Raw genomic sequence first — 26,055 nt, forward strand, 5'->3', positions numbered from 1 at the left:
ATTAATAATAACGTGATTTTATATGACTTTACCGGAGGAAATTCTAGAGTTTATTTACAAGGAAGCGAGATTGTTAGATGAAAGGAAGTACAATGAATGGTTGGCCTTATTTGATAACGATTCCTATTACTGGATACCTGCATGGGAGAATGAGGAGAATATAACCACAGATCCCAATACTGATGTTAGCATACTTTATTTGCCTTCTAAAAAAGACATAGAAACATATGTAAAGAGGATAGTAAGTGGGAAGGCTCCTGCGTATAATCCCCATCCTCGAACAGTAAGAATGATCTCAAATGTTGTCGGAACATTTGATGAAATAGAAAAAATATGGAAGATAAAATATAACTGGACAATTTATATATATAGAAGCTTATATAAGAAATTAGAGACATATGTGGGAGTTGCAGAAATGGGAATAGTAAGATATAATAATGGAGAACTTAAAATAAAACATAAGAAGGTAATAATTATTAATGACTTTATACAGAATGGAATTTTGCCATTAATATGATTTTTGTTTGCTATTACAATCACTTGAAAAATCGTAGGGAGTATGGTTGATTATACTTTGGGTTTGCTTATTGTCATGAAGGGTAAGGTGTTTTCTAGTGTTGTTACTTCCTTTAATCAAACGTGGTTGGAAAATATCAAGAGGGTTAAGAGAGAGTTTAATTTAGTTCGTATTACATACTAATTTCCATGAATGCACTCCGACACTTAAATGAAAACAATTAGCCTATATATCCGATAGAAGTCTAATGATTAAACGCGTAAGTAATAAATAAGCTTACATAACATATGATAAACTGCTTGTTAAGGTTAATTTTTAATGTTCACTATCTCTAATCTAAAATAATGAAAGAGGCTAAGTTTTTAGAAATAAGGAATGAGTTCTCTAATATTAGAATCTCAATAGATTTAAACGGCAATGGTCCACGGTTTAAAATTGAATGCCTAACAAGTGGTGTAGTTAAATATGTAGACCCGTTAACTATGGAAATTTTAATGCGAATACCAGATAATATTTTGGAGAAATACATTTATTAGCATAAAGGAGATTTTTAACAAATGATAAAGAAGATTGACTTCGTAAAGGCTAACATACCTTTAGAAAAAACTGATCCATTGCAATTATGGTATAATCAGTGGAGTTCGCAACTTTTCGTTAAAATAGTTAATGATGAGAACATCACTGGATGGGGAGAGATTTTAGCTACTACAGCAAATTCCAGAGATGTTTACATCTCATTAGGTCAAAAAATAGCTAAAGCTATCTTAGGCAAGGATGAAGAAGAAATATGCGAAATAAACGATCTGCTCTTTAAAATTTTGGAAACAGGTAAAGGTGCAGTATCTTCTGGAGTAATTTCTGGAATAGACATAGCCCTATGGGATCTATTGGGTAAAAAACTGAAAAGACCAATATATAAGATCCTTGGGTATTCTGGGAAGGATATACCTAGATATATAGCATTATCTCGATATAAAGATGCAGATTCATTAAAGAGAGTATTAAAAAAGTTTATGGAGAAAGGATTTAAAATTATGAAAATACATGAGCATTATACTAGAATAAATGAGATAATGAAAGAGATAAGGGATAACTTCGGTTTTTCAATTGGAATTATAGTAGACTTAAGCTCATCTATACCTAGTTATGAAAAAGCTAAAAGGCTTTTTAACATAATATCAAAGTACGAACCACTTTGGATAGAAGATCCATTAAAACAAACTGACGATTATGCATCCTTAAAAAAGTTAAACGAAATAATACCAATTGCCGGAGGTGAAAACATATTTACGATAAATGAATTTAGAAGAGCAATAGAAAACGAGGCATACACATATTTTCAAATAGATACCACAAAAATAGGCGGAATAACTGAAGCAGTCAAGAGAGTTACCTTAGCTAAGGCGTATAATGTGAGTTTATCTTTTCATCATAGACCAGACAATGGATGGATAGGAATTTCAGCAAACTACCACATAGCGGTGACTGCGCATGACAAGTTCTTTCTTGAGACACCACCTGATGATCCCTATATTTACTTTAAAGTAGATGGAGAAATCAACGTAGATTATGTTAAATTTAAAGGAATAGGTTTAGGTATTGAACCAAGGGAAAATATTCCGAGTGGTGAGGATCAAGAATTCATAATATATCAAGAGCCTTAAATGTCTAATATTTTTAAAAAAAAATTTATCTATATGGAATTGCTTTGTAAGTGAGATTTTCTAAGTTAGCACCAATTTTTATGTTCTCTTACAATAAAAAATTAGATAATAAATCGCAATTATGATAATTTATAAGTGTATAAAAATAAACCTGAATTAAATACTCAATTCTTCATTAAATATTACCTTGGCCCACCATTTATAGAACCCTCTGTAGCCAGTATCATCTGTTCCATGTCCTATCATTTCAGCATTAACTAGTTCTAAAATTTCGTGATCTTTAAAATCCCTATGTGTACCCCTAGATAAATCATTGTACTTACCTTTCTCATCTTTTACATTATATCCCTCCATAGCCAACTTTAACACCTCAACATCATCTGGAGTACCCATTCCCGCTGGACCATAAAATCTTAATGATGCTCGTAATTCTCTCTCTTTATATTCTCTAGGTGCATTTTTAGGTAAATAATAATATGCGTAGACTTCAGTATAATCAACAGTAACTGGTCTTATAACTCTAATGGTAGGTCCAGGTGATGCAACGTCAAAAATTATTACATTAGGGAAAATACCTAGATGAAATGTAATTTTAGCTGCCCACTTTTTCTCAATTTCGTTTAAATTATTATTATCCTTAAGATACCAAGGAATTCCCTTTTCATCTATTTCGTACACTTCATAGTCTCTGAACATTAAATCTACTAAATGTCCTTTACCTAAATAGAGAGATAAATCCTTAGACCTCAAATCTATTCTTTTACCGGGTTCATGACCTACAGCCTCAAAATAACTTTCATGAACAAAAGGAGCATGATAATGATCCACTGCATTTTCAAATGCTAATTTCCAGTTTACTTGCATACCATATTTATGAATACCTTTTAGAACCTCAATTCCACCAGGAAACTTTAAAGCTATTAATCGTAACAATTTTCCCGCTTCTCCTATATAGTCTTCAAACTCAGGTGCTTTAGATGATAGTGAGCCAAAAATGAAACCATAATAGTTGACTAATTTAGGAATTCTAATCAATCCAAGGTTTTCTATATCAAAATGTTCTGGATATCCTTCCTTATCTGGAATACCTACAAGTTTACCGTAGTTAGAGTACGTCCATCCATGATATGGACATCTAAAAAATTTAGAATTACCTTTTTCTTGCCTACAAACTAGAGCTCCCCTATGCCTGCATCTATTAATTAAACCAATTATCCTTTCATCTTCTGTCTTAACTAATATGATTGGAGTATCACCAATATAGGTAGTAAAGTAATCATTAGGTACCTTCAGTTGAGATTCATGAGCCAAATAAACCCAACCCTCATGAAATATCTTTTTCATTTCAAGGTCAAACAAATAAGGATCTTTGTAAACTTCCGCGTTAAGTCTAAATAATCCTTGTTGCCTATCAACTACAATATAATCCTTAATAGACCGTTTATAAGGAGTCATTTCCATTTAACATTACTTAACTAATATAACATATTAAAGTTGTCTTAAATTAGTGCAGGATTAAAACTCAAATCTCTCCTCCTCTTTTAGAAAAGATAGAGTTATATTAAAGGGGTGCTAAATTAGATGATGAGAATAGATGAAAGCCTTAGTAATTGAAGGACCAGATATTGTAGAAGTAAAAGACGTAGAGGAACCAAAAGTAGGTCCACAAGATGTTTTAATTAAGGTAAAAATGGTAGGGATTCATCCTCAAGATTACTATATGACTAAGGATCTTACTGTTCAAGGGCACAAAATACATCCAATACCACACATTCCTGGAGAGGAAATAGCTGGTGTTGTGGAAAGGGTCGGAGATCAAGTTAAGAGTTTAAAAAAGGGAGATAGAGTCATAGTATATCATCGAATTCATGATGGAACATGTGATATGTGCATTCTTGGAAATGAACAGCTATGTAGAAATGGCGGAAGATTTGGGATAAATGCCAATGGTGGTCTCGCAGAATACATTGCAGTTCCAGAAAAAAATGTAATAAAAATTTCTGAAGATATAAGTTGGGAGATTGCGGCAAGTCTACCTGCCTCGGCTTTAACGCCATATCATGCATTAAATAAGGCCGGACTAAAAGCAGGAGAATATCTAGCGGTATTTGGAGCCTCCGGAAATACCGGAATGTTCGCTATACAATTAGGTAAGATCTTTGGAGGGATAGTGATTGCGGTATCTAGGAAGGATAGACCATGGCTAAAGGAATTTGGCGTAGATTATTTAGTTAATCTCGATACTGTTGAAGAAGAGGTAAAGGAAATAACTAAAGGGAAAATGGTTGATGTTGTAATAGACTCAGTAGGTTCTGCAACATGGAATAAAAGTCTTAAAATAGTTAGTACGTTGGGTAGATGGGTTACATTTGGTGCGCTAACTGGCGGTGAGTTCAAGGAAGAACCTATGCAAGTGTTTCCCATCTATCTCTATAGATTTGAAAGAACATTAATTGGTGTTAGAGGGGGTAAAAAATCTGAACTTCATACATTAGTTAATTTGGCTAACAAATTAAAAGTCAAGATTTGGAAAAAATTCAAGTTAGATGAGGCACCAAAAGCTCTTGAGGCTGTGGTATCCCCAGAAAGAGATGGTAGAGTGTTCGTTGAAGTAACATAAGGCTAAAACTAAATTACTGTTATTTTTAATAGTAAAAATCTTTTTCTAAAATTTTAATGATCTTATATATTCCTATATACTTCAAGAAAATTTGAAGGAAAAGTATAAATATGGGAGTAGAAAGAAAGAAACGTAAGATGAGTGGAAAGTCTGAAAAAGAACTCCCATTTTCAGTTACTCCTAAAGATGTTAGGAATGTAGCAATAGCTTCATCCATAGGCACTTTCATTGATTTTTACGTGTTTATACTAGCTGGTACAGCATCTGGAACTATATGGCCGGCTCTATATTTTCAACAAGTATCTAAAATCCCAGGTGTGGCAGTAGCTCTGTCGTTCCTAAGTTTTGGGGCTGCCTATGTTGTAAGACCAGTTGGTGGAATTATTTTTGGTCATTTTGGCGATAAAATGGGCAGAATGTCTACGTTAGTTTCAACACTTATAGTAATTTTCATAGGTACTATAGGGATGGCTCTTGTTCCACCATATTCTGTACTGGGAATATTAGCACCAGCTCTGTTAATCTTATTTAGAATAATTCAAGGCTTAGGTTTTGGTGGTGAATGGGGAGGAGCTTCGACATGGTTAATCGAATATGTAGCAAAGCCTGAGAAAAGAGGTTTTTGGTCTGGGATTTTAGGAGCTTCTGCATGGGTTGGAATAGGATCTGCAGCAGTATCTTTTGGGGTATTATATCTACTGTTTCCCACACAATTCATAATGAATCTTGGATGGCGTATTTTATTTGGAATTGGTGCTATTGCTGCTATAGTCGGAGGTATAATTAGAGCGAGATTAAGAGAATCTCCAATTTTCATAAATTATATATCAAAACGCAGACCGGCTAAATTACCTTCTTTGGAAATATTCAAGGCGTATGGGGGCAGAATTCTTCATGCAGCGGCCGCCTATTTCCTTGGTGTGTCAGTTACAGGTGTAGTCATAACGCCATTTACACTACAATATCTAATAGCATCAGGAAAACACATACTGCTAGGCATTCCTACACCAGCATTTGTACTCTTAATGCTTGGGATAGGGGCATATTTCACTATAATATCAGCTGCTTTAGGTGGATGGGCTTCCGATAAATTAGGCAGGAGAATGATTATTGTTATAAGCTCAATAGGTGTAGGAGCGTTAACGTATCCATATTTCTTACTAATAGGGACCTTGAATCCATATGCAATAATGGCTGCTTTGATATTGATTCAAGTATTTCAAGGACTCTCTGTAGGATCTATAGGTGCTTATTTTGTGGAACTGTTCCCAACTAAATATAGATACTCTGGGTCCGGATTATCCTTTCAATTTGCTGGATTCTATCTAGGTGTAACTACAGCGTTCTTAATTCCGCCCCTAATAGCAGGAATTCCAATTACTCATGCAGTAAATATAATAGCAGGAGTCCAAATAGCGATAGCCCTAGTCTCTCTGATTTCTGTACTATTTCTTAAAGAAACTAAAGGAATTCAACTAGAGGATTAATCAATATATATGGGCCTAACTTTAATTTATGGGGATTTTCCAAAACGGTATTAATTTTTATATTCCCTATCTGGGAAATGCAATACTCTTATTACATTAATTAAAGAGATCCCTAATAATAATTACTCTCAATGGCTCTAGTATTTAATGCTTTTGTCTAGTATTTGTAAACGAATGTAAATTTTATGACCCTCTTGATAGAGAGAGTCTAAAGCTTGCAAAAACCTCAAAAAAGTGTCTAGACACTTACGATCAATCCTCTAACATATTCGATTATAATACATTAGCTTATTTGATTATATATCTCAGTAAAGAAAGAATAGATTTATATATTTCTATTGGAACAAAGTATAACATGGGAAAAGAAGTTAAACGAAATAAAGATAGATTTGTAGTTACTATCGCAGCTGTTTTGGGTACTTTAATAGATTGGTATGATTTCTTTATTGCAGCTACTGCCTCAGCTACAGTATGGCCTATCGTATTCTTTTCTCATTTACCAGCATCAGTGGCTTCAGGATTATCTATAGCAGCTTTTGGAACTACATATCTTACTAGACCCGTAGGTGCTGCAATATTTGGTAACTATGGAGATAAGTTAGGGAGAAAGTCAATGATGGTAATGACTATGATAATTATGGGAATAGCTACTTTTGGGATTGCATTTACGCCATCAACAGCCTCAATTGGTATTTTAGCTATAATTCTTTTATTCCTATGGAGGATAATTTTTGGCATAGGAATAGGTGGAGAGAACACTGGAGCAACTACCTGGGTCATAGAATTCCATAGTGAATCAAAATACAGAGCGTTTTGGACTAGCCTAGTTCAAACCACAGCCCCAATAGGAATATCTATAGCTTCATTAGCATTCTCCTTAGTTTCAGCATCTACTGGGAAAAATTTTGTAACCTTCGGCTGGAGAATCCCATTTATTGCAGGGGGAATAGCACTAATAGTAGGTATATTAATAAGAGTAATAGCATTCGAGAGCCCGATTTTCGATCAACTGCTTAAAAAACAGAGTGTTGAAAAAACGCCCTTACTTACCTTACTTAAGAAGTATCCTAAATTGGTTGTTAAATTAGCCTTTATACAAAACATAAACTTAATAGGGTTAACGTTTCTCGTTGAACCTTACTCGTTAGTATATTTAGGTAGTCTAGGAGTATCTAGGGAGTTCTCGACATTTGCGTTATTTTTAGGTACAGTAATTGGCGGAATAGTACCTACTTTCATTCTTGGTGGTATACTTGCTGATAAAATAGGGAGAAAATTAGTAGCGTTTATAGCAGCTATAGGTTTAGCTGTATTTACATATCCTTATTTCTTACTGTTATCAACAAGGAATCCCGCTCTAATAGTACTTGCTATGACCATAATAAACGTGTTTATTCAAATGGCATTTGGCGTATATGGAGCCTTAGGTACTGAACAATTTCCAGCTAACGTGAGATATTCTGGTTCAGCAGTTTCATATCAACTTGCAGCATTTATTATAGGACTTTTCATAACCTTCTGGGAACCTTTCCTAATATCAGCAGGACACGGTGAAATTGGCGCTACGCCATACGTGTCAATTACCGCGATAATACTTTCAATTATATCAGCTATCTTATCGCTAACGTTAATAGAAACTAAAGGAAAAGATCTATTCACATAAAGTCAAGTTTCCTTTTAAATTTGGAATTAGTATAGTTTCTCTTTATACTTTCCTAATGCCTTGTAGGTTGGAGCATCAGACTGAACGAAGAGTATTAATGGTTCTTTACTTTCATTATATATTTTATACTTAGTCCATGGAGGTAAAGTTAGGAAGTCATATTCCTTTAAATTATATTTTCTCTCCTCGTCACCTAAAATTACAGTAGCTTCACCTTCTACTGGGAACATTATAATACTCTCTGTGACCTGAATTGGTTTTGTTTCAACTCCTGGTTTAATCAGATGAAATCTTAAACTCATTGTGGGAAATGCTGAATTACCATTTTGAGGATTAATTAGCTCTAATGATATACCATAATGAGGACTTCCATTACTTTTCTCAGCCATTCTCATTAATGTTTCCTTCGTTTTCTTATAAGGATAATACCACACTGGATTTACTTCCTGCCTAGGTTCATGTAATGGTATATAATTATATGAATACTTACCTTCAATATCAACCTCAGTTCCTATTATATCTTGCAAAACCTTACCTTCAACATCCTTAAGAAATGAGTACCATTCTACACCTAACCAGAAAGTTAATGGAGCATCTAAACCATCATACCAGAACGCGTAATCGTTACCTAGATTACCATGATCGTGCCATGTAAATGCTGGAGTAAGTACAACATCACCTTTCTGTATCCTTATTCTAATACCATTAACAGTTGTATATCCCCCCTCTGGTGGAAATTCTAAACCAACCCTAAATGCATGTGTTAAATGTCTGTGTGCTGGAGGCCTATCTTTAGGCCCAATTATCTGTATACCCGCATACATAGTAGGAGTAGCAGGTGCTGGAAATTCAGGGGCTAACTTCTTTATCCCTGGATTCTCCATGTGAATAGTAACTCTATCAGTCATCTCTGGATCTATTACTTCTCTAAGTCTAAATGCCAACTTCTTTAAATCTTCATATCTCCACATATGAGTTGTCATAAAAGGTTTAGGCTCTTTAGTAAATACTGGGTAATTAGAATATCTGGGATCGAAAGCTGTCATGTAAGTGCCTAGATAATTCCTTTTTAATTCGTCTAATACTTGTTTTAATCTTTCTTCTTTTTCTGATCCCATTTATATCATCAAAATAAAATTATATTTTATACTTTAATAAACCTTTCTATTCTATCAGATTTCTTCATATGACGGGATAATTATAGATTTACAATTACATAATCTTTACATGAAAGCCCATTATAGAGAAACTCATATTGATGAATAAAAAATATGTAGTATATACTTTGTTATACTTAAGACCCAAATATTTTACAGATAATTGCCATCTTTGAGGAAAATTGGAAATGTTATGCTAGTCTTGAAAAACAAATATGGTAGTATATATATGGTTAATTCGATTACATTCATTGATAATTTAATATAAAAATGAGATTCATTACTCATGTAATTATAATAATGGAATGGCTACAGTCAGAGAATATTAAGAAACTCTAATATATAAGACTTTTTTGGAAGGTCTTCACTACATTTAGTATTATAAGTCGTTGGCATAGACAATTTAATTTATGGATCTTCATCATCTAAATTAAATTACAATAATTTATACTGTTCTCAGTATAGGATATCCAAATTATATTATATAACTTGAACAAATACTTCTAAAAAAAGTGAATTTGGTTTTCACTCAAACGACTCCCTATAGACTCCAAGGTATTTAAATAATGGAGCATCCGAATATTTAAATATTAACGCTTTAGAGTTACTATTGTTTTCAATTGAGTATTTCTTCCATGATGGTATAACTATAACGTCATGAGGTTCTGCTCTAATCTGCTCTGTACCTTCTATGTTAAATGTTACATTACCTTCAAAAATTATAAATACTGCATTTTCAACTCGCCTTATTGGCTTTAGGGCTTTATTGGAAGGTAAGAGGATCATATTAGTTGAAATACTACTGAATAATGGACCTCCATTCAATGGATTTACATACTCTACAGTATAGCCATTATATGGATCCATCTCTTCTCTAGAACTTAATGTTATTAACGCGTTTATCACGTCATCATAAGGATAATATACTAACGGATTGTACGTTGTATTAAACTCTTTAACATAACTGGGATAGTTAAGTAAGATAGGTCTAATTGATTTTCCAAATATCTTATTAGCATCCTCTCCAGTTCCTCTCAAGGACTTTCTTATGTTTTCTTCTTCTTCCTTAGACTCAGGCGCTTCATAAAACATCCCACCCAAAAAAGCTATTAAAGGAGCATCTAACCCAGCAAACCATATTAGGTCAGAATCCCCTTCGTTCCCATGTTCATGCCAAACCCATGGAACTTGAAATGTCATATCACCTCTGTGCAGTTCTATCTTATAACCATTAATAGTTGTATAAGCACCCTTTTTTGGCGCCTCTAATATAAATCTAAAGTTAACCGCAGTATGTCTATGATATGGAGCCCTTTCTCCTGGCCTAATTAATTGAAGACCCCCATAGAGAGTTGGAGTTATACCCGCACTTCCCACTATTGGAATATCCTTAAGAGATGGATTGATGAAGTGAATTGTTCTCCTTTCTGCCTGTTCCGGTGTTAAGTACTTAGATATCTCATAAAGTAACTCCTTTGCCTCTTTATACTTCCAAGTCCAAACTGTAGCTAAAGGTTCCGGCGTTTTAGTGAAAAGTTGCCTTCTTCCATACTTACTTGCACCCTTTCCAAACGTAGTAAAATACGTTGCCATACCTTTCTTATCCATTATCTCAATTAATTTATCTAATTCAGACTGCATGATATTTTTTTAATAAATTCGTGGATATAAACTTATCTACTTATATTTGTACAATATCGTTACTGTTTCCAGAAAATGCTTTCGTATTATATTCTAACTAGATCTATTCCCTAAATACTTTGAGCTCAGTCTATCTATAAGACTTCTTTTTCATATTCATAATAATACAATTGTCAATCTTTAGCGCTAAAAGCAGTGTTAAGCTAAGAGATAATTAGGTAATATTAATAGCTTAGTCCTTCAAATATTCCTTAAATCAAATGCAGTAAGAATTTATAATGAAGATAAGCTATATATCATATATATGATAATAGATGTACATTCGCATTTCTACCCTAAAGTTTACATAGAGGCATTAAGTAAGAGAGGTCTTGTAAAATCTGAAGGGGATAATATCATAATAAGTTGGGGAAAACGAATTTCACCAGCAGATTCACGATTAGTAGATATAGAGAAAAAGTTGTATGATCTAAAAAAAATTAAAAAGTGAAATTTTCTCCTTATTGTCACTATCAGCGCCATGGACATATGTACTTCCAAAAGAGGAAGAGATCATAATCGCAAGACAAGTTAATGACGAAATAGCTAAGATTGTAAATAAGTACCCAGAGAATTTTGGAGGATTAGCTACATTGCCACTAAATGATGTCGATGCGTCAATTATAGAAGCTGAACGAGCTATAAAAGATCTAGGACTTCACGGATTTATAATAGGAACTGGTATAGGAGACAAAACCATTGCAAATAAGGAATATATACCGTTGCTTAAAAAGATCTCACAACTAGGTAAACCTATTCTTATTCACCCTGGTACAATGCCATTAGATGTAATATTAAATGAGGGAGTAGAGGCAATAGTCACAAGTTTCATTTTTGAAACAAGTTACGTGGTAGCCAAATTAGCTTTAGAGAGAATATTAAGAGACTATAATTTAACTGTAATTATGCCACATGGGGGAGGATTTATTCCTTATCAAATAGGTAGACTTGACGTAGGTTATAGCTCATATAATATGAGCAAGATAAAACCTAGCGACGATTTAAAGGAGTTCGTATACTATGATACTGTAATATACACTAAGGAATCTCTTGAACTATTATATAAGGTAGTGGGGGAAGATCATATACTATTTGGGACTGATCATCCGTTCCCCATCTCAAAGCAAGAATTATTTTTGAATCTAATTGAGGAGGTATTCAAAGATAATAACGTAAAGGAAAAAATCTTCAATAAGAATAGTAAGAGAATATTTAAATTATCTAAATGAGGTAAGTTGTGTATGAGACTATTGAATTTCTCTCCAAGGAATTCTCACAGTCCTAGATTAGGTATAGTAATTTTCAATAAGATTCTTGACGTTAGTGAGGCGTATAGGAATGTGCGTGAAGCGGAACCACCATCTTGGTTCCTTAATGTAGATGAATTGGTAAAAGGTGGAGAAGATTCTCTAGAATTATTAAAGAAATTTACCGTAAGTTTGAGTGAGGATGAAGTAAGTGAATTCCTTTACGATTTAAATGACGTAATATATTATCCACCAATTCTCAGACCTACTAAAGTTCTTAACATGAGTGTAAATTACGTTACTCATGGAAAAGAGGCAAGATTAGAAGAACTACCTAAAGAACCTTTTCTCTTCGTTAAACTATCTACATGCTTAATAGGACATAAACAACCAATAATTATTCCTAAATCTTCCAAGGAGATTGATTATGAGGGAGAACTAGCTGTGATAATAGGTAAGAAGTGCAAAAACGTTTCTGCTTCTAAAGCATATGACTGTGTACTAGGATATACTATTTTTAATGATGTTAGTTATAGAGATAGAAGATTACATCAGATGATGAGAGAATTTGGGATTAATTGGCTTCATGGAAAGAGTTTAGATAATGGTAGCCCTGTAGGTCCTTGGATAGTCACTAAAGATGAAATTAAAGATCCTCACAACTTATCATTACTTACGTTTGTTAATGATGAGATACGACAAAATGATAACACTAAAAATATGATATTTAAAATTCCGGAGATTATAGAATACGCGTCAACGGATATAACACTATATCCAGGAGATATAATATCTACTGGCACACCAGCTGGTGTAGGACTCGGAACTGGAAAGTACTTAAAAGCGGGTGATGTAGTCAGAGTTAGAATAGAGAAAATAGGAGATTTACAAAATAATGTCGTCTCATAAATATTTTGTAGTTCTACGAATTGTCGAGCAAATTTAGGGATCTCTTTTTATTTTAAAAATTTTTAATTTAATCTTAAAACCCCTTATATAGTTGAGAAGCTATTACACAGTGTCATGAGTTCTATATTATCAGATATATTCAAAACTTAAGATATGCCATCATCACTTAAATTCTGCTTTTAGATCTTCTCAAAATTAACGCCAGTTTTCAATTCTCTATGCGAGAAGATTATATTCCATTAATCAACAGTTTACAAAATACTTCAATTAACGTATCAATTCAATTTATTATATATACACTAATCAATCTATCTTTAAGACTATTTTGCCAACCTTTTTATTCTCTTCTAACTTTTTATGAGCCTCCACAGCATCCTTAAGACTGAAAACTGAGTCTATAACAGCCTTTATTTTACCCTCTTTAACCTTACTGATAGCTTCAACTAAATCATCCTTAGTGCCAATCACTGTTCCATGAAGTCTTATGTACTTTATATATAATGCCCTTAAGTTTATAGGAGTAGTATCACTTTCTTTTATACCTACGCCTAATACAATAATATCTCCACCCTTCTTAGTCATCTTTATCGAAGAGTTTAAAGTATCGGGACCTAAAGAATCAAAGACTACATCAACACCTTTCCCATTAGTATATTGCATAACTTCGCGCAAAACATCTTGCTCTTTATAGTTTATAACAAGATCAGCTCCTATCTCCTTAAGTTTTTTAGCTTTCCACTCTTCACTTGTCGCAGAAATAACATTAGCACCTAACAATTTAGCAATTTGAATAGCAAATACACCTACTCCACCGCTCCCACCCCAAACAAACACATTCATTCCTCGTCTCAAATTAACTCTCTTAGTTAAAGCATGCCAAGCAGTTATCAAGGACAACTGAAATGTAGAAGCCTCCTCATAGTCCCATTCAAATGGAATAACGTTTTCTTGAGGAACGGAAATTAATTCAGCATAAGATCCATTAATATCTCTACCTATAACTCCAAACGAAGTACATAGATTTATCATCCCCCCTTTACAATACTCACAAGTACCATCATATAATACCGGAAAGCCTATGACCCTCTGACCCTCCGTCACATTGTTAACCTTATTGCCTACTTTTTCAACCACACCTGCAAAATCTACACCTAGTATATGAGGAAATTTCTTAACAAATTGCTTATATCCACCAACTCTAACTACACCGTCCAAACTGTTCAAGGAAGCAGCTTTAACTCTAACTAGAACTTCATTTTCGCTTATCTTAGGGTCATCAATCTCACCATATTCTATAACTTCTGGTCCACCATATCTCCTTATAAAAGCAGCTTTCATCGCTTATCCCTAGACAAATCTTACATTAATCTCTCTCTTCCCTTCAACCTTTACCTTATCTCCCTTGTAAATATAAACTGGACCAATAAATACGCCTAGGGATATATATCCTTCCATGTCCTTTCTTATCTTCTCTTCTGGCCTATATTTAGGTTCTCCTTCACCTATTAATTTACCATTTATATAAAGTTTGAACGACCCATAAGGTGGATCTATTTCTGGACCAACATACAATCTAGCTGCATGAACATTGTCTGCTATGGAATAGTATGTGGGAAGTTCCCAAGTAGTAAATCTAGTTGCTGGTAATTCTAATCCAAGAAATGTTTTTTCTATCTTACCGTTATTGACCAGTGCTATTATCTCCACTTCTAGTTTATGACTCTTAAACCTTAGTTCTACATCGTTACTCGTAGTTATCATAGGTTTAGTTAGAACCCCTATACCGCTCTTAGCTATTTTATACCCACCTAAACCTTCATTACTTACAAGCATCTTTGAAAATTCTTCTCCTACCTTCTTAGCTTCTTCTTCAGTTAATGGAAAAGGTATTACCTCACTCCTATTCTTATACGCATTGAATAAAACTTCGGCCTTGTTCATCAGTATTCAATAATAAAAACTTATTAAAAAGACTTTCGCAAATAGTTTAAAAAGCAAAAGATCAACCTTTACATAACTAAAAATCTTGCTAACTAAAAGTTTATTACTTATTTTTACTTAAATCATTAATTAGATCCACAATGGTAAAACTTGTATCATTCTCTCCAACATTAAATGAAGCTAAAAGGGTCGGAGTTTATCTAGACGGGAAAATAATAGACTTAATAAACGCTTATAGACTTCTTTACGTTGCAGAACCTCCTAATTGGTTTCACGATATAAAGTCACTTATAGAAGGAGGTGAAGAAGCGTTAAAACTTGTAAACGCAGTAATCAATAAAGTGGAGAAAAGTGGAATAAAAGAAGCAGATAATAGTAGGGTTATATTTAGTCCCGATAACATCGTTTATTACCCGCCTATTTCAAATCCAGAGAAGATCTTTCTGTTAGCAGTTAATTATAGGGCTCATGGGCAAGAAGCTGGAGCAAAGCCCCCTGAAGAACCATATGTATTTACAAAGTTTGCAAATGCGTTAATCGGACATAATCAGCCTGTGATAATACCTAAATCATCAAGTAAGGTTGATCATGAGGTTGAGTTAGCTGTGGTAATAGGCAAGAAGGGAAAGTATATAAGTTCATCTACCGCCATGGATTACGTCTTTGGATACTCTATTCTCAATGATATAAGCTTTAGAGACAAGCAATTACCACCAGGTTGGCCTAAGGCCTCTGATCCTTATGGACAAAGGTGGGTTCATGGTAAAGGAATGGATACAGCAGCACCAATGGGACCATGGATAGTTACTAAAGATGAAATTGCGAACCCATATACATTGAAACTAACTTTAAGGGTGAATGGAGAGATAAGGCAAGAAGGATATGCAGAAGATATGATCTTCAAAATAGATAAGATAATAGAATATATCTCCGATGGTATAACACTGAAACCTGGTGACATAATATCCACTGGAACACCGCCTGGAGTAGCGTTAGCAACGGGGAAATATCTAAAGCCCGGAGATGTAATGGAGGCAGAAATAACAAATATAGGAAAATTGATAAATTATATCATTGAAGAAAAATAAGGAAATAACTTTTATAATAAATAAAAGTGAAATACAACTTAATCTTATATTAAAGGTAAATGAGAGGGAAAACTTAAATAAGCATAAAAAGCTATTTTAACTAGTGAGTGGTAAATGGTAATAGATGTCTTAAGATTTTCACATGCATGTATAAGGGTAACTAACCTTGAAAGAGCCCTTTATTTTTATAGAGATTTATTGGGATTTATTGAGACGGAAACTAAAGGTGAATACGCATATCTAAGAGGTATTGAAGAAGGTCAGCATCATAGCCTCGTATTAAAAGAAGCTCCTTCACCCGGTTTAAGCTATCTAGGCTTTAGAGTTAGAAAGCCTGAAGAACTGGATAAGGCTAAAGAATTAATTGAGAAGTATAATCTTAAAGTTAGGAAGTTTAAAGAAGAGGCTGTCAGTGATGCAATAATCTTTGAATCTCCAGCTGGAGTACCTATAGTATTATACTATGACATGGAATACGTAGCTGATCCAAGAATACAAAGACTACAGTTTTCAATACAGAGAGGCGCTAGACCAGCTAAGATCGACCATGCTGTAACTATGGTCAAGGATATAGATAAGGAGTACGAGTTCTTCCGTGATGTATTCGGATTCTATGAGACTGAAGGGTACATAGATGATGAAGGTAAAAGAGTTATAGTCTTTCTAACTAAATTTGGGCATTCACATGAGATTGCTATTGGGAGATATGATAAGAGTATACCAGCTTTAAGTCATATTAATTACGCTGTTCAAAATGTTGATGATATAATAAGAGCTGCTGACATTTTAGGATCTAAGGGTCTTAAGAAATGCATAGAAACTGGTGTATTCAAACATAGGGCAGCATCTACAATTACAGCGTATTTCAGAGATCTCGATGGAAATAGAATAGAACTTTCATCACAAGATTACTTTATTTTAGACCCAGACAAATTACCACCATTGGAATACCCAATTAGTCTATTAAGTGCTGAAGGAGATTTTTGGGGACCTTTCCCATTTTCTGTCCTATATGATGTTATGCCAGTTGAAGATATATTTACGGGAGATCTAAAACAAGAGTATAAGCATTAAATAATTCATAAAACATGCTATTTAATTATTTTTCTTTTGCTAAAATTTATTCTTACTATTTAATATATACGCTACAGAACTTTTAAAATTTACGTGGTTTTTTGCATTATCCTTATAATAAAAACGGAAAAGTAAGAGTTTCAATTACAGTTATGAAATCTAGGATTCACTTTTAGAAAAATTTAATACGAATGTTTTCTCATTTTCTTATTACACATAATCTAGAGCTTGATGAGTTGTTACTACTAATGCGAATGTTTTCCTTAAAATATTACGGTTAAAGTCTATTCTTAGAGCTTTTCTTAGTATTACATTTCGAATTCCTTGACTGTACAAAACAAAACACCTAAAATTACAAAGTATATAACTTACCGACAATACCCCATAAACCAATTTATATGAATGACATAAAAATTCAAACATTGATAAAAGGTTTTTATTCAGTTTGATCTGTTAAGTTAAAATTAAATAACATCAAATATATAAATCTTCTAAAAATTATAGTGAATTAGTTAGATGTAAAATATGTTTTAACTTCTTTAACATAACTAGTTAAAAAGAAATCACTCCATCCTCTTTTAACTTGATAATTTCATCTTTAGTGTACCCCAATGACATAAGTATCTCAACAGTATTTTCACCTAATTTTGGCGCACTTGATCTTGATCCATTTACGTTTATTGGAAACTTTATGTATATTAAATCACCGTATTTGACTTCTAAATTCTTTCCATATCTCTCGAATCCTTCCTTAAGATTAAGTACAAGTGCTACTGGAACATCGGCATTACCTAATAGGTTTACCCAATAGTCTCTTTCTCTATCTAGGAATACTTTTTGTAATTCAGCGTTTATAAATTCCCTATTTTTGATCCTATCCTCTAAAGTTCTAAATTTTAAAAGATCTTCCTTATTTAACGCTTTACATAATCTAGCATACTGCTCATCACTGACTTCCTCCCCGCCATCAAAATGGCGAGGGTTCCCCCTATCGATTCGGAATTACATCTCTCATATAGGGGGCAGTCGAGAGGCTCAGAGAACCCCACCCATACAAATTACACACAGCTACATAATCACGATGATCTTCAAAACCACACTTCTCACACTTAAACGTCCTATATCCACTTCCTTTCAGCTCATATCCACATTTAGGACAAGTAGTTGAACTATACGCTGGCTTAACGTATATTACGTTTAACCCATGCTTCTTTGCTTCCCACTCAACCCACTCTTGAACGCGTCTGTACTGCATCAAATATAACCTATCTCTGTAGTCTTTCTTCAACCCTTTCACGTGAGAAATCATCTTGTTCAAATCTTCCAACACGATATAGTTAGCACCCAGTCTCTTTGCTTCCTCAACAACCCATTTTCCAACTTTCTTGGCAAAATCCTGTATAACATTTCTTGCCTTTATATGAAAACTCCTAATCCTATTGAAAATCCTCTTATTCTCCCTCCACCTTCTTTGATATCTCTTCTGCAATTGCTCTCCTAATTTCTTAAAATGAACAGCATCATCAAGACGTGTTGGAATTTCTATAACTTGTTTATCATTACCTAACGTGATGAAGTCCATGTTTATGTCAACAGCCATAAGCCCCTTAACTTGCTTCTCTACTTGTACTTTCTTTTTCATTGTCACGTTAAGATACCAATCATCTCCTCTCTTAACTAGTCTTGCTTCTTTCACTTGATAATCTTTATATTGATCAAGATTGTGAGGATAACCAATAATCTTTACTTCCTCTCCCAGTATCTTAGCTGTCATCGTGTTGAAATCAATAGTATAGCTTAATTTTGGAGTTAACCATAAGGAAACGTTTCTTAAGATTGGAAATCTCCCTTTTTTTTTGGGATTCTCTGACCAACTTTTGTATGTAGCTATCGCATCACGATAGCAATCTTGAGCAAGTTTTGATTTCAAACCAAATTTCTCCCTGAGGAGTTCATACAATGCATTATGTACTTCTTTTAGAGAAGTGGTTTTGTGTTCATATAACCATTGAAGAACGAACCTTTTAGCTTGCATATATTTCTCGGCTATGGGCTCCAGAGCCGAGGAGGAGATCTTCATTTTGATTGTCACGATCTTCTCCTCGATGGAACTACCCTCACGGGTAGCTCGCTCTGGAGCTTGTAGCATGGGTGTTTTTCTGTTTTTGCTTTTATTTTAACTTTTCGCGGGCATTCATCTCCGCTTTAAAAAGGCGAAGCTTTCTGCCCACATTTTTGTAATATTTTTCATAAATTGAATTTGGGGACTACCGCAGAGAGGCGAGGCTTGTCCGTTCTTTTGTCAGCAATTGATGTTGCAAACTTTACTGGATTTTCCTCGCCTGTCATATCCATTAAACCGCTTAAAGCTAAAATTGTTGCATCATAAGCTGGAAGGTTCGCCATCGGTGAAAAGTTACCAAATCCAGTTATAGAGCAATAAATAATTCTTGGATTATATTTCAATATATTCTCATAATCTACCTGTAATCTCTTTAATGCTGAAGGCCTATAATTCGTAACTATAACTTGAGCCTTTGATGAAAGTTTATAGAAAATCTCCCTTCCCTTTTCACTTTTTAAATTTATTACAACACTCTTCTTTCCCTTATTGACGCTTGCAAAATACACACTTATATCATTTATTATTGGCTTAACTTTCCTCCTATCATCCCCATCCGGAGGTTCAATCTTAATAACGTTTGCACCATATTCAGCTAATATTTGTCCTACTAATGGTGCTGAAATATTATTACCCAACTCTAAGACTGTAGTGTTTTCCAGCATTCCATCTCACCTAATATGATCTAGGTAGACCCAAAATATGATGTGCGATATAAGCCAAAATGAGATTTTGCGTAATTGGAGCAACTTTGTAAAGTCGAGTTTCCCTTAATTTCCTTTCAATGCCGGTTTCAATCGCATAACCATAACCGCCAAATACGTCCATTGCAACATTTCCAGCTTCCCAAGCAATTTCTGAAGCTAAGTATTTTGATATGTTTGCATAATTCCCAACAAGTTCAGTATCGTTACCCTCATCCAGTAATTTAAGACCCTCTTTAAAGAATGAGATCAGAGAAGATAATTCTGCGTAAACTTTTGCGATAGGAAATTGAACTCCTTGATAACTTCCTATTGGTTTTCCGAATACAACTCTTTGTTTAGCGTAATCTACTGCCTTATTTATAAACCATTCAGCATTTCCTATTAATTCCGCTGAAATCATAAACCTCTCAGCGTTCAATAAATCTAATAAGTGATAAAACCCCTTTCCTACTTCACCAATTACATTCTCTTCTGGAACTCTTAAGCCGTCAATGAAGATTTCATAAGCATTCGTATTTGACATAGTTTTTATCTCCCTCATTTCAATTCCCTCCTTTCCTTCTCTCAAATCTACTAGAAATAACGTAATCCCATCACTCTTCTTTTCTGCTTTTTCATAAGGTGTTGTCCTAGCTACAATTATCATGAAGTCCGTATACTTTACCCTGGATATGAAGATCTTACGTCCTTTTATAACATATTTATCTCCTACTTTTTCAGCAAAAGTTTTTATTTTAGTAGTATCTGAACCCACTTCAGGTTCTGTTAATGCCATTGACAATACTTTTGCATTATTTCCTAATTCTTTGAAATATTTTTCCATAATTCTTTTTCCAGCATGTTTCACAAGTAATGCCGTATTGTAATATTGACCGTGAACGAAATATGCATTACCACCCATGGCATTTATTTTATATAAAATATGACAAGCAGTACTAATTTTCATACCTCCTCCACCGTACTCCTTAGGAATAAGAATAGAACCTAATCCTAAATTCATGAAATCGTTAAGAAATTCTACTGGAAATTCTCTCCTTATATCCTTCTCTAACCAATACTTTTCGTCATATTTCCTCATGAGTTCTTCTGTAGTTGAGACAACTAGTCCTTCTTCCTCATTTTTTAGATCTAGTATCATACTTATCTTATTAACTTTTATACTTAAAAGGATTTAATTAGAGTTAGTTAAATTTTTAAACATTTTTATAGAATTATATCCCTCTCTAGGAAAATTAACATGGGGAAAAACTAATTAGCTAAAAATTCTCACAAAAATAATATAATAGCGGTCATTTGTTTTACTAGACAATAAGACTGATATATAAACTGCATAGTTCTAACGTTTTTAACTAACTTACAGTTCATGAGCTAATTTATTTAATTTAATATCATTAACCATTTTTAATTATCCTAACTAGCAATCCTTTATATCTAAAACTGAATTCAGAATTTACAGCTTTTAATATGATACTGTAAAAAGGTTTATATATTGTGCATAGTAAGTAAAATATATGGAGGATGTAATAGGTAGATATGTGAACATAGATGGCTTAAATATATACTATGAAACTGTAGGGGATGGACATCCTATAATTATGCTCCACCTAGCTGGATTTGATGGTAGAGTATATAGACCTTTAATTCCATATTTCCCGCGTAGATATAAGCTAATAATAGTTGATTTACCGGCTCACGGTAAATCGGATCCTTGGCCTAAGTGGCAGACACAAAGAGTTTCTCTGGAGTATTACGCTAATATATTAGTTAAGTTAATAGATAAACTCTCCCTCAACCCAATATCTGTTGTAGGTACTTCAATAGGTGGCGATTTATCATTACTTTTGGGTATAAAGTTGGGTTCTAGAGTTAAAGGTATAGTCTCAGTTAATGGTGCGGGTAAAACAAGGACCTTTACCGAAAGAGATATTGAGAATTCGAATAATTTGGATGTAGGAAGGACGCTTAGATTTGCAGGAGACTACGCTACTAAAAGGGTAATAGAATATTTAACATGGATAAGAGGACAGAATAGAAATGAAATTTTAATTAATGATTTATTTGCATGGAATAATTTTGACGTAATGGAAGAGTTATGGAAAATTGAAGCAGATGTCCTCTTAGCAAGAGGAGAATTTGAACCATTAGTTACAGAAGAAATGATAAAGGAAACAGCATCTAAGATTAAAAAAGTTAGAATAGAGACAATTAAAGGTGTGGGACATTATGCCCCAGTAGAAAACCCTGAAGAGTTTAGTAAGGTTGTAGTAGCATTTCTAGACCAAGTAGTTAAATGATACTTTAATATTGGGATCTATTTATATAAGCTTACGCACTATCTACAAAACAAATATAATATCAAACTCTGTAGTGGATGAAGATAAATAACAATACGAAATTTGGTAAAAACTACATCTGATCCAATTTTGCTAGTAACACTTCTCTTGAAAATGGTAATTCGGTAAGCCTTATTCCAGTTGCGTTAAAGATAGCATTTCCTATACAAGCAGGTACTGGTATAATTGATACTTCGCCAAGAGACTTAGGCCCATACGGATCTTCAGTCTCAACAAATATTACTCTAATATTAGGTATATTTTCTATAGTAGGTAGTCTATATGTCATGAAGTTTCCATTTAATATAGTCCCATCACTATCAGAGATTATGAGCTTTTCACTTAACGCCATACCTATTCCCATAACAATACCACCTCTAACTTGATTTTCTGCAGTAAGATAATTGACTATTTCACCCGAATCATGCACAGCTAAGTAATCAGTAACGTTAATCTCTCCAGTATCAGTATCTACTTCAACTTCACAGAAATGAGCAGCAAATGATAATCTTTCCATATCCTTATCTAACTCTTGTTTTGACTCTACAAACTCTTCTATTTCGTTATTCCCGGTTCTAGTTACCAAGTCTTTTATATCAATGATTATGGAATCATCTGAAGATATAACTTTCCCATCAACTATATCTAATTGATTTCTTTCGATCCCAGTTATCTGTGAAGCCAGAGTCAGAATTCTCTGTTTAATTTTCAATGCAGCCTCTTTTACAGCATTTCCAGTAAACGCAGTTGTCCTACTTCCAGATTCTCCAATAGAATAAGGTGAATTTTCCGTATCTCCCCATATCACATCTATATCTTCTACCGGAATTCCTAAATAGCGAGAAGCAATCATTGCCATTGCGGTTTTAGCTCCAGTACCGATATCAACTACTCCTACATATAGTTCAGCTTTACCGTTAGACCTAAGCTTTATTTTAGCCTCACCATATCCTACTCTCGAATGCCATGCAGCCATAGCTACTCCAACACCTCTAACTATCTCTCCTTTTTTAGGCTTCTCTGGCTTTTTCCATCTTTTATACCAATTAAATTCCTTAGCACCTCTTATTAGACATTCTCTTAAGCCATTTGAGGTTAAACTTAAACTATTATGCACTTTAACTACTGCGTTTTTTAGCCTTAAGTCTAAGGGATTTAAACCCAATTTGTAGGCTATATCATCAATAACGGACTCTGTAGCAAAACACGCTTGAGGACCAGGAGGTGCTCTCATATGACCTGTTGGAGGCGTATTAGTATAAACAGCATATATCTCTGAATACCATGACCTAGTAGAGTAATAACTCTCTGGTCCTTCAACGAATCTCCCAATAGCCCTAGTATAAGCTCCAACGTCACAGTAAGCCTTAATCTTAAAGCCTAATACTGTTCCATCTTTCTTTACTGCGGCCTCTACCATTTGGTCCGTAGCCCATCTCCCGTGAACTAGAGAAAACTCATCTTCTCTACTAAATTCTACTAGAACTGGTCTTCCTGTTCTCTTAGCTAATATGGCAGCTATTAAGTCATAATTCATATCATTAGCCTTATTCCCAAACCCTCCACCTTTATAGTAAGTTATTACTCTGACATTTTCAATTGGTATTCCCAAATCTTTAGCTAATCCTTCTCTACAACCAAATATGCTTTGAGTGGCAGCAACTACAGTTAACTTATCCCCTTCCCACCAAGCTAATGAAGCTGCAGGCTCTAATTGTGCGTTAGCTACTCTTGAAGTTTTATAGTTGCCTTTTACTATTAAATCGGCCTCTGTAAAATCTTTATCTATATCACCATATGAGATGATAAGAGGACCTTTTACATTACCATCTTCCCATATTTTAGGAGCGTTAGGTTTCATTGAGTCCTCTATTTTGAAGACTGCAGGATATTCTTCATATACTACTTTTACTGCCTCAGATGCCATTATAGCGGCTAATCTAGTTTCAGCTGCTACTGCACCTATTATGTCTCCTAAATATCTAACATGATCTGTAAAAACTCTTCTTTCATGAAATTTCTCACCTGCATGCCAAATCGTATTATCATCAAAGCATGTCACTATATCTCTTACTCCTTCTATTTTCTTAGCCTCACTCACATCGATTGACTTGACTTTACCATGAGGAATTTTACTCTTTATTACTCTTCCATAAAGCATGTCTTTAACATTCCAATCCGCAACATATTTAGCTAATCCAGTTACCTTATATATAGCATCAATCCTAGGATGAGCTTTCACTATCGCTTTTTCCTTAGCCTTAACGACAGTTATCATACCTCTTTACCTCCCTTTTTTATTACATATTTGACAGCTTGAAGTATATTGTTATATGCCCCACATCTACATATATTCCCAGATAGGGCTTCCTTTATATCTTCATCTGAAACTTCGCCCTTCATATTAAGGATTAAGGATTTAGCTGAGATTATCTGACCTGAAGTGCAAAAACCGCACTGTAATGCATCAAATTTAATAAAAGCTTCTTGTAAAGGATCGAGATTGTTTTCTGAACCTAATCCCTCCAGAGTAATTACCTCTGATCCATCAACTTCTACTGCTAACATTGTACATGAACATATAGCTCTATTATTCACTAATACAGCGCATGCACCACACACTGTCTCATCACATCCCCTCTTAGGGCTAGTTAATCTAAATGTGTCTCTCAGCAAATCTAGTAAAGTAAGTCTGGTATCTACACTGGTAGTTACTTCTTTTCCATTTAATTTAAAGGTTATTTTCTTCCTAAATTTAGTTTCACTCATCTTCCTCATCCCTGAGCTCTATTATAAGCTTGAATTATAGATCTCTTTAAATAGACCTCTACCATTCTCTTCATATAATTAGATGAAAACTCTAATGTGGAAGATGGATTATAAATTGATGAGGCTAATTTAGAAGCCTTAAGGACGTTTTCCTCTGTAACTTCTTTACCTATTAGAAACTCTTCAACTTCCTTCGCTCTCACTACGGTATCTGCTACCCCTCCCAGTGCTATCTTAATGTCGGTAATCACGCCACTTTCTTTTTTATCCTCATCTTTCTTTAAAATTACCGCAGTTATCAAAAGAGGAAAATCACCATGGGACAATACTAACTTATTAAATGACCAACCATACTTTTCTTCTGGAATTTTAAAACTTATTGACTTTACTATTTCATCTTGCCTTAAGTCAGTAGTTAGGGGACCTATGAAGAACTTATCGGCTTCTACATATCTAGTTGACCCCTTTCTTATCACTTCAATTTTAGCATTCAGCAATAAGGCTACTACACATAAATCAGCAGCATAATGACCAAAAGAGATACTTCCGCCAATAGTCCCCCTATTTCTAACTAACTGGTGAGCTATTTTTCCTGCAGCATAAGACAATATTGGCAAGTGCTTTTTTATCAGCTCAGACTCAGAGATTTCTGCATGCCTAACTAAAGAACCAATTCTGATCCAACCCTTATCTTCTTCTAAAAAATAAAGTGATCGTATTTTCTTTAAATCTATTATACTTGAAACTTTAATTAAATTCATTTTCATCATGGGTATTAGGGTTTGCCCTCCAGCCAAGAACTTGAAATCTCCTCCGATTGAGCTAGCGATATCAAACGCCTCATCGAGAGAAATAGGAGCATAATATTCAAATGGATCGAGAATCATAAAATTACTAAATTAGCTATACTATAAAATTTTTACTACCTATCAATTAGACAGAAGATCACATGAAATTGCGTCATGGATTTTTCCAATATAGACTCGCTAATTTCGTCATCTTAATTACCTTGTGAGTTTTCTCTATTCTCTATATGATAGACTTTCTGTAAAAATTTTTCATTTGAAATCTTGAAAT

Annotated in this window: 23 protein-coding genes and 1 pseudogene; 12 read left to right on the forward strand and 12 right to left on the reverse strand. The window is 34.0% G+C overall.

Annotated elements, in window-relative coordinates; genetic code table 11:
• The first annotated feature begins 22 nt into the window (after positions 1 to 22).
• From V6M85_RS03670 to V6M85_RS03680, 3 genes are all read left to right on the forward strand, one after another.
• The gene (locus tag V6M85_RS03670; protein WP_338603120.1) at positions 23 to 517 is read left to right on the forward strand and encodes an aromatic-ring-hydroxylating dioxygenase subunit beta; all 495 of its coding nucleotides are present in this window, start codon (positions 23 to 25) and stop codon (positions 515 to 517) included.
• A 344-nt stretch (positions 518 to 861) separates the two neighbouring features.
• Positions 862 to 1,053 carry a hypothetical protein gene (locus tag V6M85_RS03675; protein ID WP_338603123.1) on the forward strand — a complete coding sequence of 64 codons (192 nt, stop codon included), beginning with the start codon at positions 862 to 864 and terminating at the stop codon, positions 1,051 to 1,053.
• A gap of 21 nt (positions 1,054 to 1,074) precedes the next feature.
• Positions 1,075 to 2,181 (forward strand): mandelate racemase/muconate lactonizing enzyme family protein, encoded by a 1,107-nt coding sequence (locus V6M85_RS03680; RefSeq protein WP_338603125.1) that lies wholly within the window; start codon positions 1,075 to 1,077, stop codon positions 2,179 to 2,181.
• Positions 2,182 to 2,337: 156 nt separating this feature from the next.
• Here V6M85_RS03680 and V6M85_RS03685 read toward each other — a convergent pair whose 3' ends face one another.
• Positions 2,338 to 3,642: an aromatic ring-hydroxylating dioxygenase subunit alpha gene (locus V6M85_RS03685; RefSeq protein ID WP_338603127.1), complete on the reverse strand. Its 1,305-nt coding sequence runs from the start codon at positions 3,640 to 3,642 to the stop codon at positions 2,338 to 2,340.
• Positions 3,643 to 3,775: 133 nt separating this feature from the next.
• Here V6M85_RS03685 and V6M85_RS03690 point away from each other — a divergent pair, with 133 nt between their 5' ends.
• From V6M85_RS03690 to V6M85_RS03700, 3 genes are all read left to right on the forward strand, one after another.
• Positions 3,776 to 4,801, forward strand: coding sequence for an alcohol dehydrogenase catalytic domain-containing protein (locus tag V6M85_RS03690; RefSeq protein WP_338603129.1), 1,026 nt, complete (start codon positions 3,776 to 3,778; stop codon positions 4,799 to 4,801).
• A 137-nt stretch (positions 4,802 to 4,938) separates the two neighbouring features.
• Complete coding sequence (locus V6M85_RS03695) at positions 4,939 to 6,288, forward strand: MFS transporter (RefSeq protein ID WP_338603132.1); 1,350 nt, start codon at positions 4,939 to 4,941, stop codon at positions 6,286 to 6,288.
• A 355-nt stretch (positions 6,289 to 6,643) separates the two neighbouring features.
• Complete coding sequence (locus V6M85_RS03700) at positions 6,644 to 7,951, forward strand: MFS transporter (protein ID WP_338603135.1); 1,308 nt, start codon at positions 6,644 to 6,646, stop codon at positions 7,949 to 7,951.
• Between the two features lie 26 nt (positions 7,952 to 7,977).
• Here V6M85_RS03700 and V6M85_RS03705 read toward each other — a convergent pair whose 3' ends face one another.
• Complete coding sequence (locus V6M85_RS03705; protein WP_338603138.1) at positions 7,978 to 9,069, reverse strand: hypothetical protein; 1,092 nt, start codon at positions 9,067 to 9,069, stop codon at positions 7,978 to 7,980.
• Positions 9,070 to 9,633: 564 nt separating this feature from the next.
• Positions 9,634 to 10,749, reverse strand: a complete 1,116-nt coding sequence (locus V6M85_RS03710) for a cupin domain-containing protein (protein WP_338603141.1) — start codon at positions 10,747 to 10,749, stop codon at positions 9,634 to 9,636.
• A gap of 304 nt (positions 10,750 to 11,053) precedes the next feature.
• On the opposite strand from V6M85_RS03710, the gene V6M85_RS03715 reads away from it, so the two are divergent.
• From V6M85_RS03715 to V6M85_RS03725, 3 genes are read left to right on the forward strand one after another with little or no spacing between them, the layout of a single operon-like run.
• Positions 11,054 to 11,239: a hypothetical protein gene (locus V6M85_RS03715; RefSeq protein ID WP_338603144.1), complete on the forward strand. Its 186-nt coding sequence runs from the start codon at positions 11,054 to 11,056 to the stop codon at positions 11,237 to 11,239.
• Between the two features lie 13 nt (positions 11,240 to 11,252).
• Positions 11,253 to 12,017, forward strand: coding sequence for an amidohydrolase family protein (locus tag V6M85_RS03720; protein WP_338603146.1), 765 nt, complete (start codon positions 11,253 to 11,255; stop codon positions 12,015 to 12,017).
• Between the two features lie 12 nt (positions 12,018 to 12,029).
• Entirely contained in the window at positions 12,030 to 12,944 is a 915-nt protein-coding gene (locus V6M85_RS03725; protein WP_338603148.1) for a fumarylacetoacetate hydrolase family protein, read from the forward strand.
• A gap of 303 nt (positions 12,945 to 13,247) precedes the next feature.
• On the opposite strand, the gene V6M85_RS03730 is transcribed toward V6M85_RS03725, so the two are convergent.
• Complete coding sequence (locus V6M85_RS03730) at positions 13,248 to 14,282, reverse strand: zinc-binding dehydrogenase (RefSeq protein ID WP_338603151.1); 1,035 nt, start codon at positions 14,280 to 14,282, stop codon at positions 13,248 to 13,250.
• Positions 14,283 to 14,291: 9 nt separating this feature from the next.
• Positions 14,292 to 14,885 (reverse strand): 2-keto-4-pentenoate hydratase, encoded by a 594-nt coding sequence (locus V6M85_RS03735; RefSeq protein WP_338603153.1) that lies wholly within the window; start codon positions 14,883 to 14,885, stop codon positions 14,292 to 14,294.
• Between the two features lie 140 nt (positions 14,886 to 15,025).
• Between V6M85_RS03735 and V6M85_RS03740 the strand changes: the two genes are divergently transcribed.
• On the forward strand, positions 15,026 to 15,973 hold the full coding sequence (locus tag V6M85_RS03740) for a fumarylacetoacetate hydrolase family protein (RefSeq protein WP_338603155.1): 948 nt from the start codon (positions 15,026 to 15,028) through the stop codon (positions 15,971 to 15,973).
• A 114-nt stretch (positions 15,974 to 16,087) separates the two neighbouring features.
• Positions 16,088 to 17,047, forward strand: a complete 960-nt coding sequence (locus V6M85_RS03745; protein ID WP_338603158.1) for a VOC family protein — start codon at positions 16,088 to 16,090, stop codon at positions 17,045 to 17,047.
• A gap of 552 nt (positions 17,048 to 17,599) precedes the next feature.
• On the opposite strand, the gene V6M85_RS14185 is transcribed toward V6M85_RS03745, so the two are convergent.
• The 4 genes and pseudogenes from V6M85_RS14185 to V6M85_RS03765 all read right to left on the reverse strand — a co-directional run bounded on the left by V6M85_RS14185 (position 17,600) and on the right by V6M85_RS03765 (position 21,014).
• Positions 17,600 to 18,043 carry a CoA transferase gene (locus V6M85_RS14185; RefSeq protein WP_422398134.1) on the reverse strand — a complete coding sequence of 148 codons (444 nt, stop codon included), beginning with the start codon at positions 18,041 to 18,043 and terminating at the stop codon, positions 17,600 to 17,602.
• Positions 18,036 to 19,196 carry an RNA-guided endonuclease TnpB family protein gene (locus V6M85_RS03755; RefSeq protein ID WP_338603164.1) on the reverse strand — a complete coding sequence of 387 codons (1,161 nt, stop codon included), beginning with the start codon at positions 19,194 to 19,196 and terminating at the stop codon, positions 18,036 to 18,038. Before V6M85_RS03755 ends, V6M85_RS14185 begins: the two co-directional genes overlap by 8 nt.
• Positions 19,197 to 19,339: 143 nt before the next feature.
• Positions 19,340 to 19,834, reverse strand: a pseudogene (locus V6M85_RS03760) (CoA transferase); the annotation flags it as partial.
• A 10-nt stretch (positions 19,835 to 19,844) separates the two neighbouring features.
• Complete coding sequence (locus tag V6M85_RS03765; RefSeq protein WP_338603166.1) at positions 19,845 to 21,014, reverse strand: acyl-CoA dehydrogenase family protein; 1,170 nt, start codon at positions 21,012 to 21,014, stop codon at positions 19,845 to 19,847.
• A 373-nt stretch (positions 21,015 to 21,387) separates the two neighbouring features.
• On the opposite strand from V6M85_RS03765, the gene V6M85_RS03770 reads away from it, so the two are divergent.
• Complete coding sequence (locus tag V6M85_RS03770) at positions 21,388 to 22,170, forward strand: alpha/beta hydrolase (RefSeq protein ID WP_338603168.1); 783 nt, start codon at positions 21,388 to 21,390, stop codon at positions 22,168 to 22,170.
• A 112-nt stretch (positions 22,171 to 22,282) separates the two neighbouring features.
• Here V6M85_RS03770 and V6M85_RS03775 read toward each other — a convergent pair whose 3' ends face one another.
• The 3 genes from V6M85_RS03775 to V6M85_RS03785 are packed head-to-tail and all read right to left on the reverse strand — an operon-like array spanning position 22,283 to position 25,865.
• Positions 22,283 to 24,487, reverse strand: a complete 2,205-nt coding sequence (locus tag V6M85_RS03775; protein ID WP_338603170.1) for a xanthine dehydrogenase family protein molybdopterin-binding subunit — start codon at positions 24,485 to 24,487, stop codon at positions 22,283 to 22,285.
• Positions 24,484 to 24,978 (reverse strand): (2Fe-2S)-binding protein, encoded by a 495-nt coding sequence (locus V6M85_RS03780; protein ID WP_338603174.1) that lies wholly within the window; start codon positions 24,976 to 24,978, stop codon positions 24,484 to 24,486. Before V6M85_RS03780 ends, V6M85_RS03775 begins: the two co-directional genes overlap by 4 nt.
• Positions 24,979 to 24,983: 5 nt before the next feature.
• A complete protein-coding gene (locus V6M85_RS03785) occupies positions 24,984 to 25,865 on the reverse strand; it encodes a xanthine dehydrogenase family protein subunit M (protein WP_338603177.1) in 882 nt (293 codons plus the stop codon).
• Positions 25,866 to 26,055: the final 190 nt, after the last annotated feature.

The sequence above is a fragment of the Sulfolobus tengchongensis genome (genome assembly GCF_036967215.1).
Classification (GTDB): Archaea; Thermoproteota; Thermoprotei_A; order Sulfolobales; family Sulfolobaceae; genus Saccharolobus; species Saccharolobus tengchongensis_A.

Bases quoted from the DNA above. Each gene is read 5' to 3' on its own strand.
- V6M85_RS03740 (WP_338603155.1), top strand. From the start codon at position 15,026: ATGGTAAAACTTGTATCATTCTCTCCAACATTAAATGAAGCTAAAAGG.
- V6M85_RS03700 (WP_338603135.1), top strand. From the start codon at position 6,644: ATGGGAAAAGAAGTTAAACGAAATAAAGATAGATTTGTAGTTACTATC.
- V6M85_RS03785 (WP_338603177.1), bottom strand. From the start codon at position 25,865: ATGATTCTCGATCCATTTGAATATTATGCTCCTATTTCTCTCGATGAG.
- V6M85_RS03745 (WP_338603158.1), top strand. From the start codon at position 16,088: ATGGTAATAGATGTCTTAAGATTTTCACATGCATGTATAAGGGTAACT.
- V6M85_RS03770 (WP_338603168.1), top strand. From the start codon at position 21,388: ATGGAGGATGTAATAGGTAGATATGTGAACATAGATGGCTTAAATATA.
- V6M85_RS03725 (WP_338603148.1), top strand. From the start codon at position 12,030: ATGAGACTATTGAATTTCTCTCCAAGGAATTCTCACAGTCCTAGATTA.
- V6M85_RS03715 (WP_338603144.1), top strand. From the start codon at position 11,054: ATGATAATAGATGTACATTCGCATTTCTACCCTAAAGTTTACATAGAG.
- V6M85_RS03710 (WP_338603141.1), bottom strand. From the start codon at position 10,749: ATGCAGTCTGAATTAGATAAATTAATTGAGATAATGGATAAGAAAGGT.
- V6M85_RS03680 (WP_338603125.1), top strand. From the start codon at position 1,075: ATGATAAAGAAGATTGACTTCGTAAAGGCTAACATACCTTTAGAAAAA.
- V6M85_RS03755 (WP_338603164.1), bottom strand. From the start codon at position 19,196: ATGCTACAAGCTCCAGAGCGAGCTACCCGTGAGGGTAGTTCCATCGAG.
- V6M85_RS03735 (WP_338603153.1), bottom strand. From the start codon at position 14,885: ATGAACAAGGCCGAAGTTTTATTCAATGCGTATAAGAATAGGAGTGAG.
- V6M85_RS03765 (WP_338603166.1), bottom strand. From the start codon at position 21,014: ATGATACTAGATCTAAAAAATGAGGAAGAAGGACTAGTTGTCTCAACT.
- V6M85_RS03780 (WP_338603174.1), bottom strand. From the start codon at position 24,978: ATGAGTGAAACTAAATTTAGGAAGAAAATAACCTTTAAATTAAATGGA.
- V6M85_RS03775 (WP_338603170.1), bottom strand. From the start codon at position 24,487: ATGATAACTGTCGTTAAGGCTAAGGAAAAAGCGATAGTGAAAGCTCAT.
- V6M85_RS03685 (WP_338603127.1), bottom strand. From the start codon at position 3,642: ATGGAAATGACTCCTTATAAACGGTCTATTAAGGATTATATTGTAGTT.
- V6M85_RS03670 (WP_338603120.1), top strand. From the start codon at position 23: ATGACTTTACCGGAGGAAATTCTAGAGTTTATTTACAAGGAAGCGAGA.
- V6M85_RS03690 (WP_338603129.1), top strand. From the start codon at position 3,776: ATGAAAGCCTTAGTAATTGAAGGACCAGATATTGTAGAAGTAAAAGAC.
- V6M85_RS03705 (WP_338603138.1), bottom strand. From the start codon at position 9,069: ATGGGATCAGAAAAAGAAGAAAGATTAAAACAAGTATTAGACGAATTA.
- V6M85_RS03695 (WP_338603132.1), top strand. From the start codon at position 4,939: ATGAGTGGAAAGTCTGAAAAAGAACTCCCATTTTCAGTTACTCCTAAA.
- V6M85_RS03675 (WP_338603123.1), top strand. From the start codon at position 862: ATGAAAGAGGCTAAGTTTTTAGAAATAAGGAATGAGTTCTCTAATATT.
- V6M85_RS03730 (WP_338603151.1), bottom strand. From the start codon at position 14,282: ATGAAAGCTGCTTTTATAAGGAGATATGGTGGACCAGAAGTTATAGAA.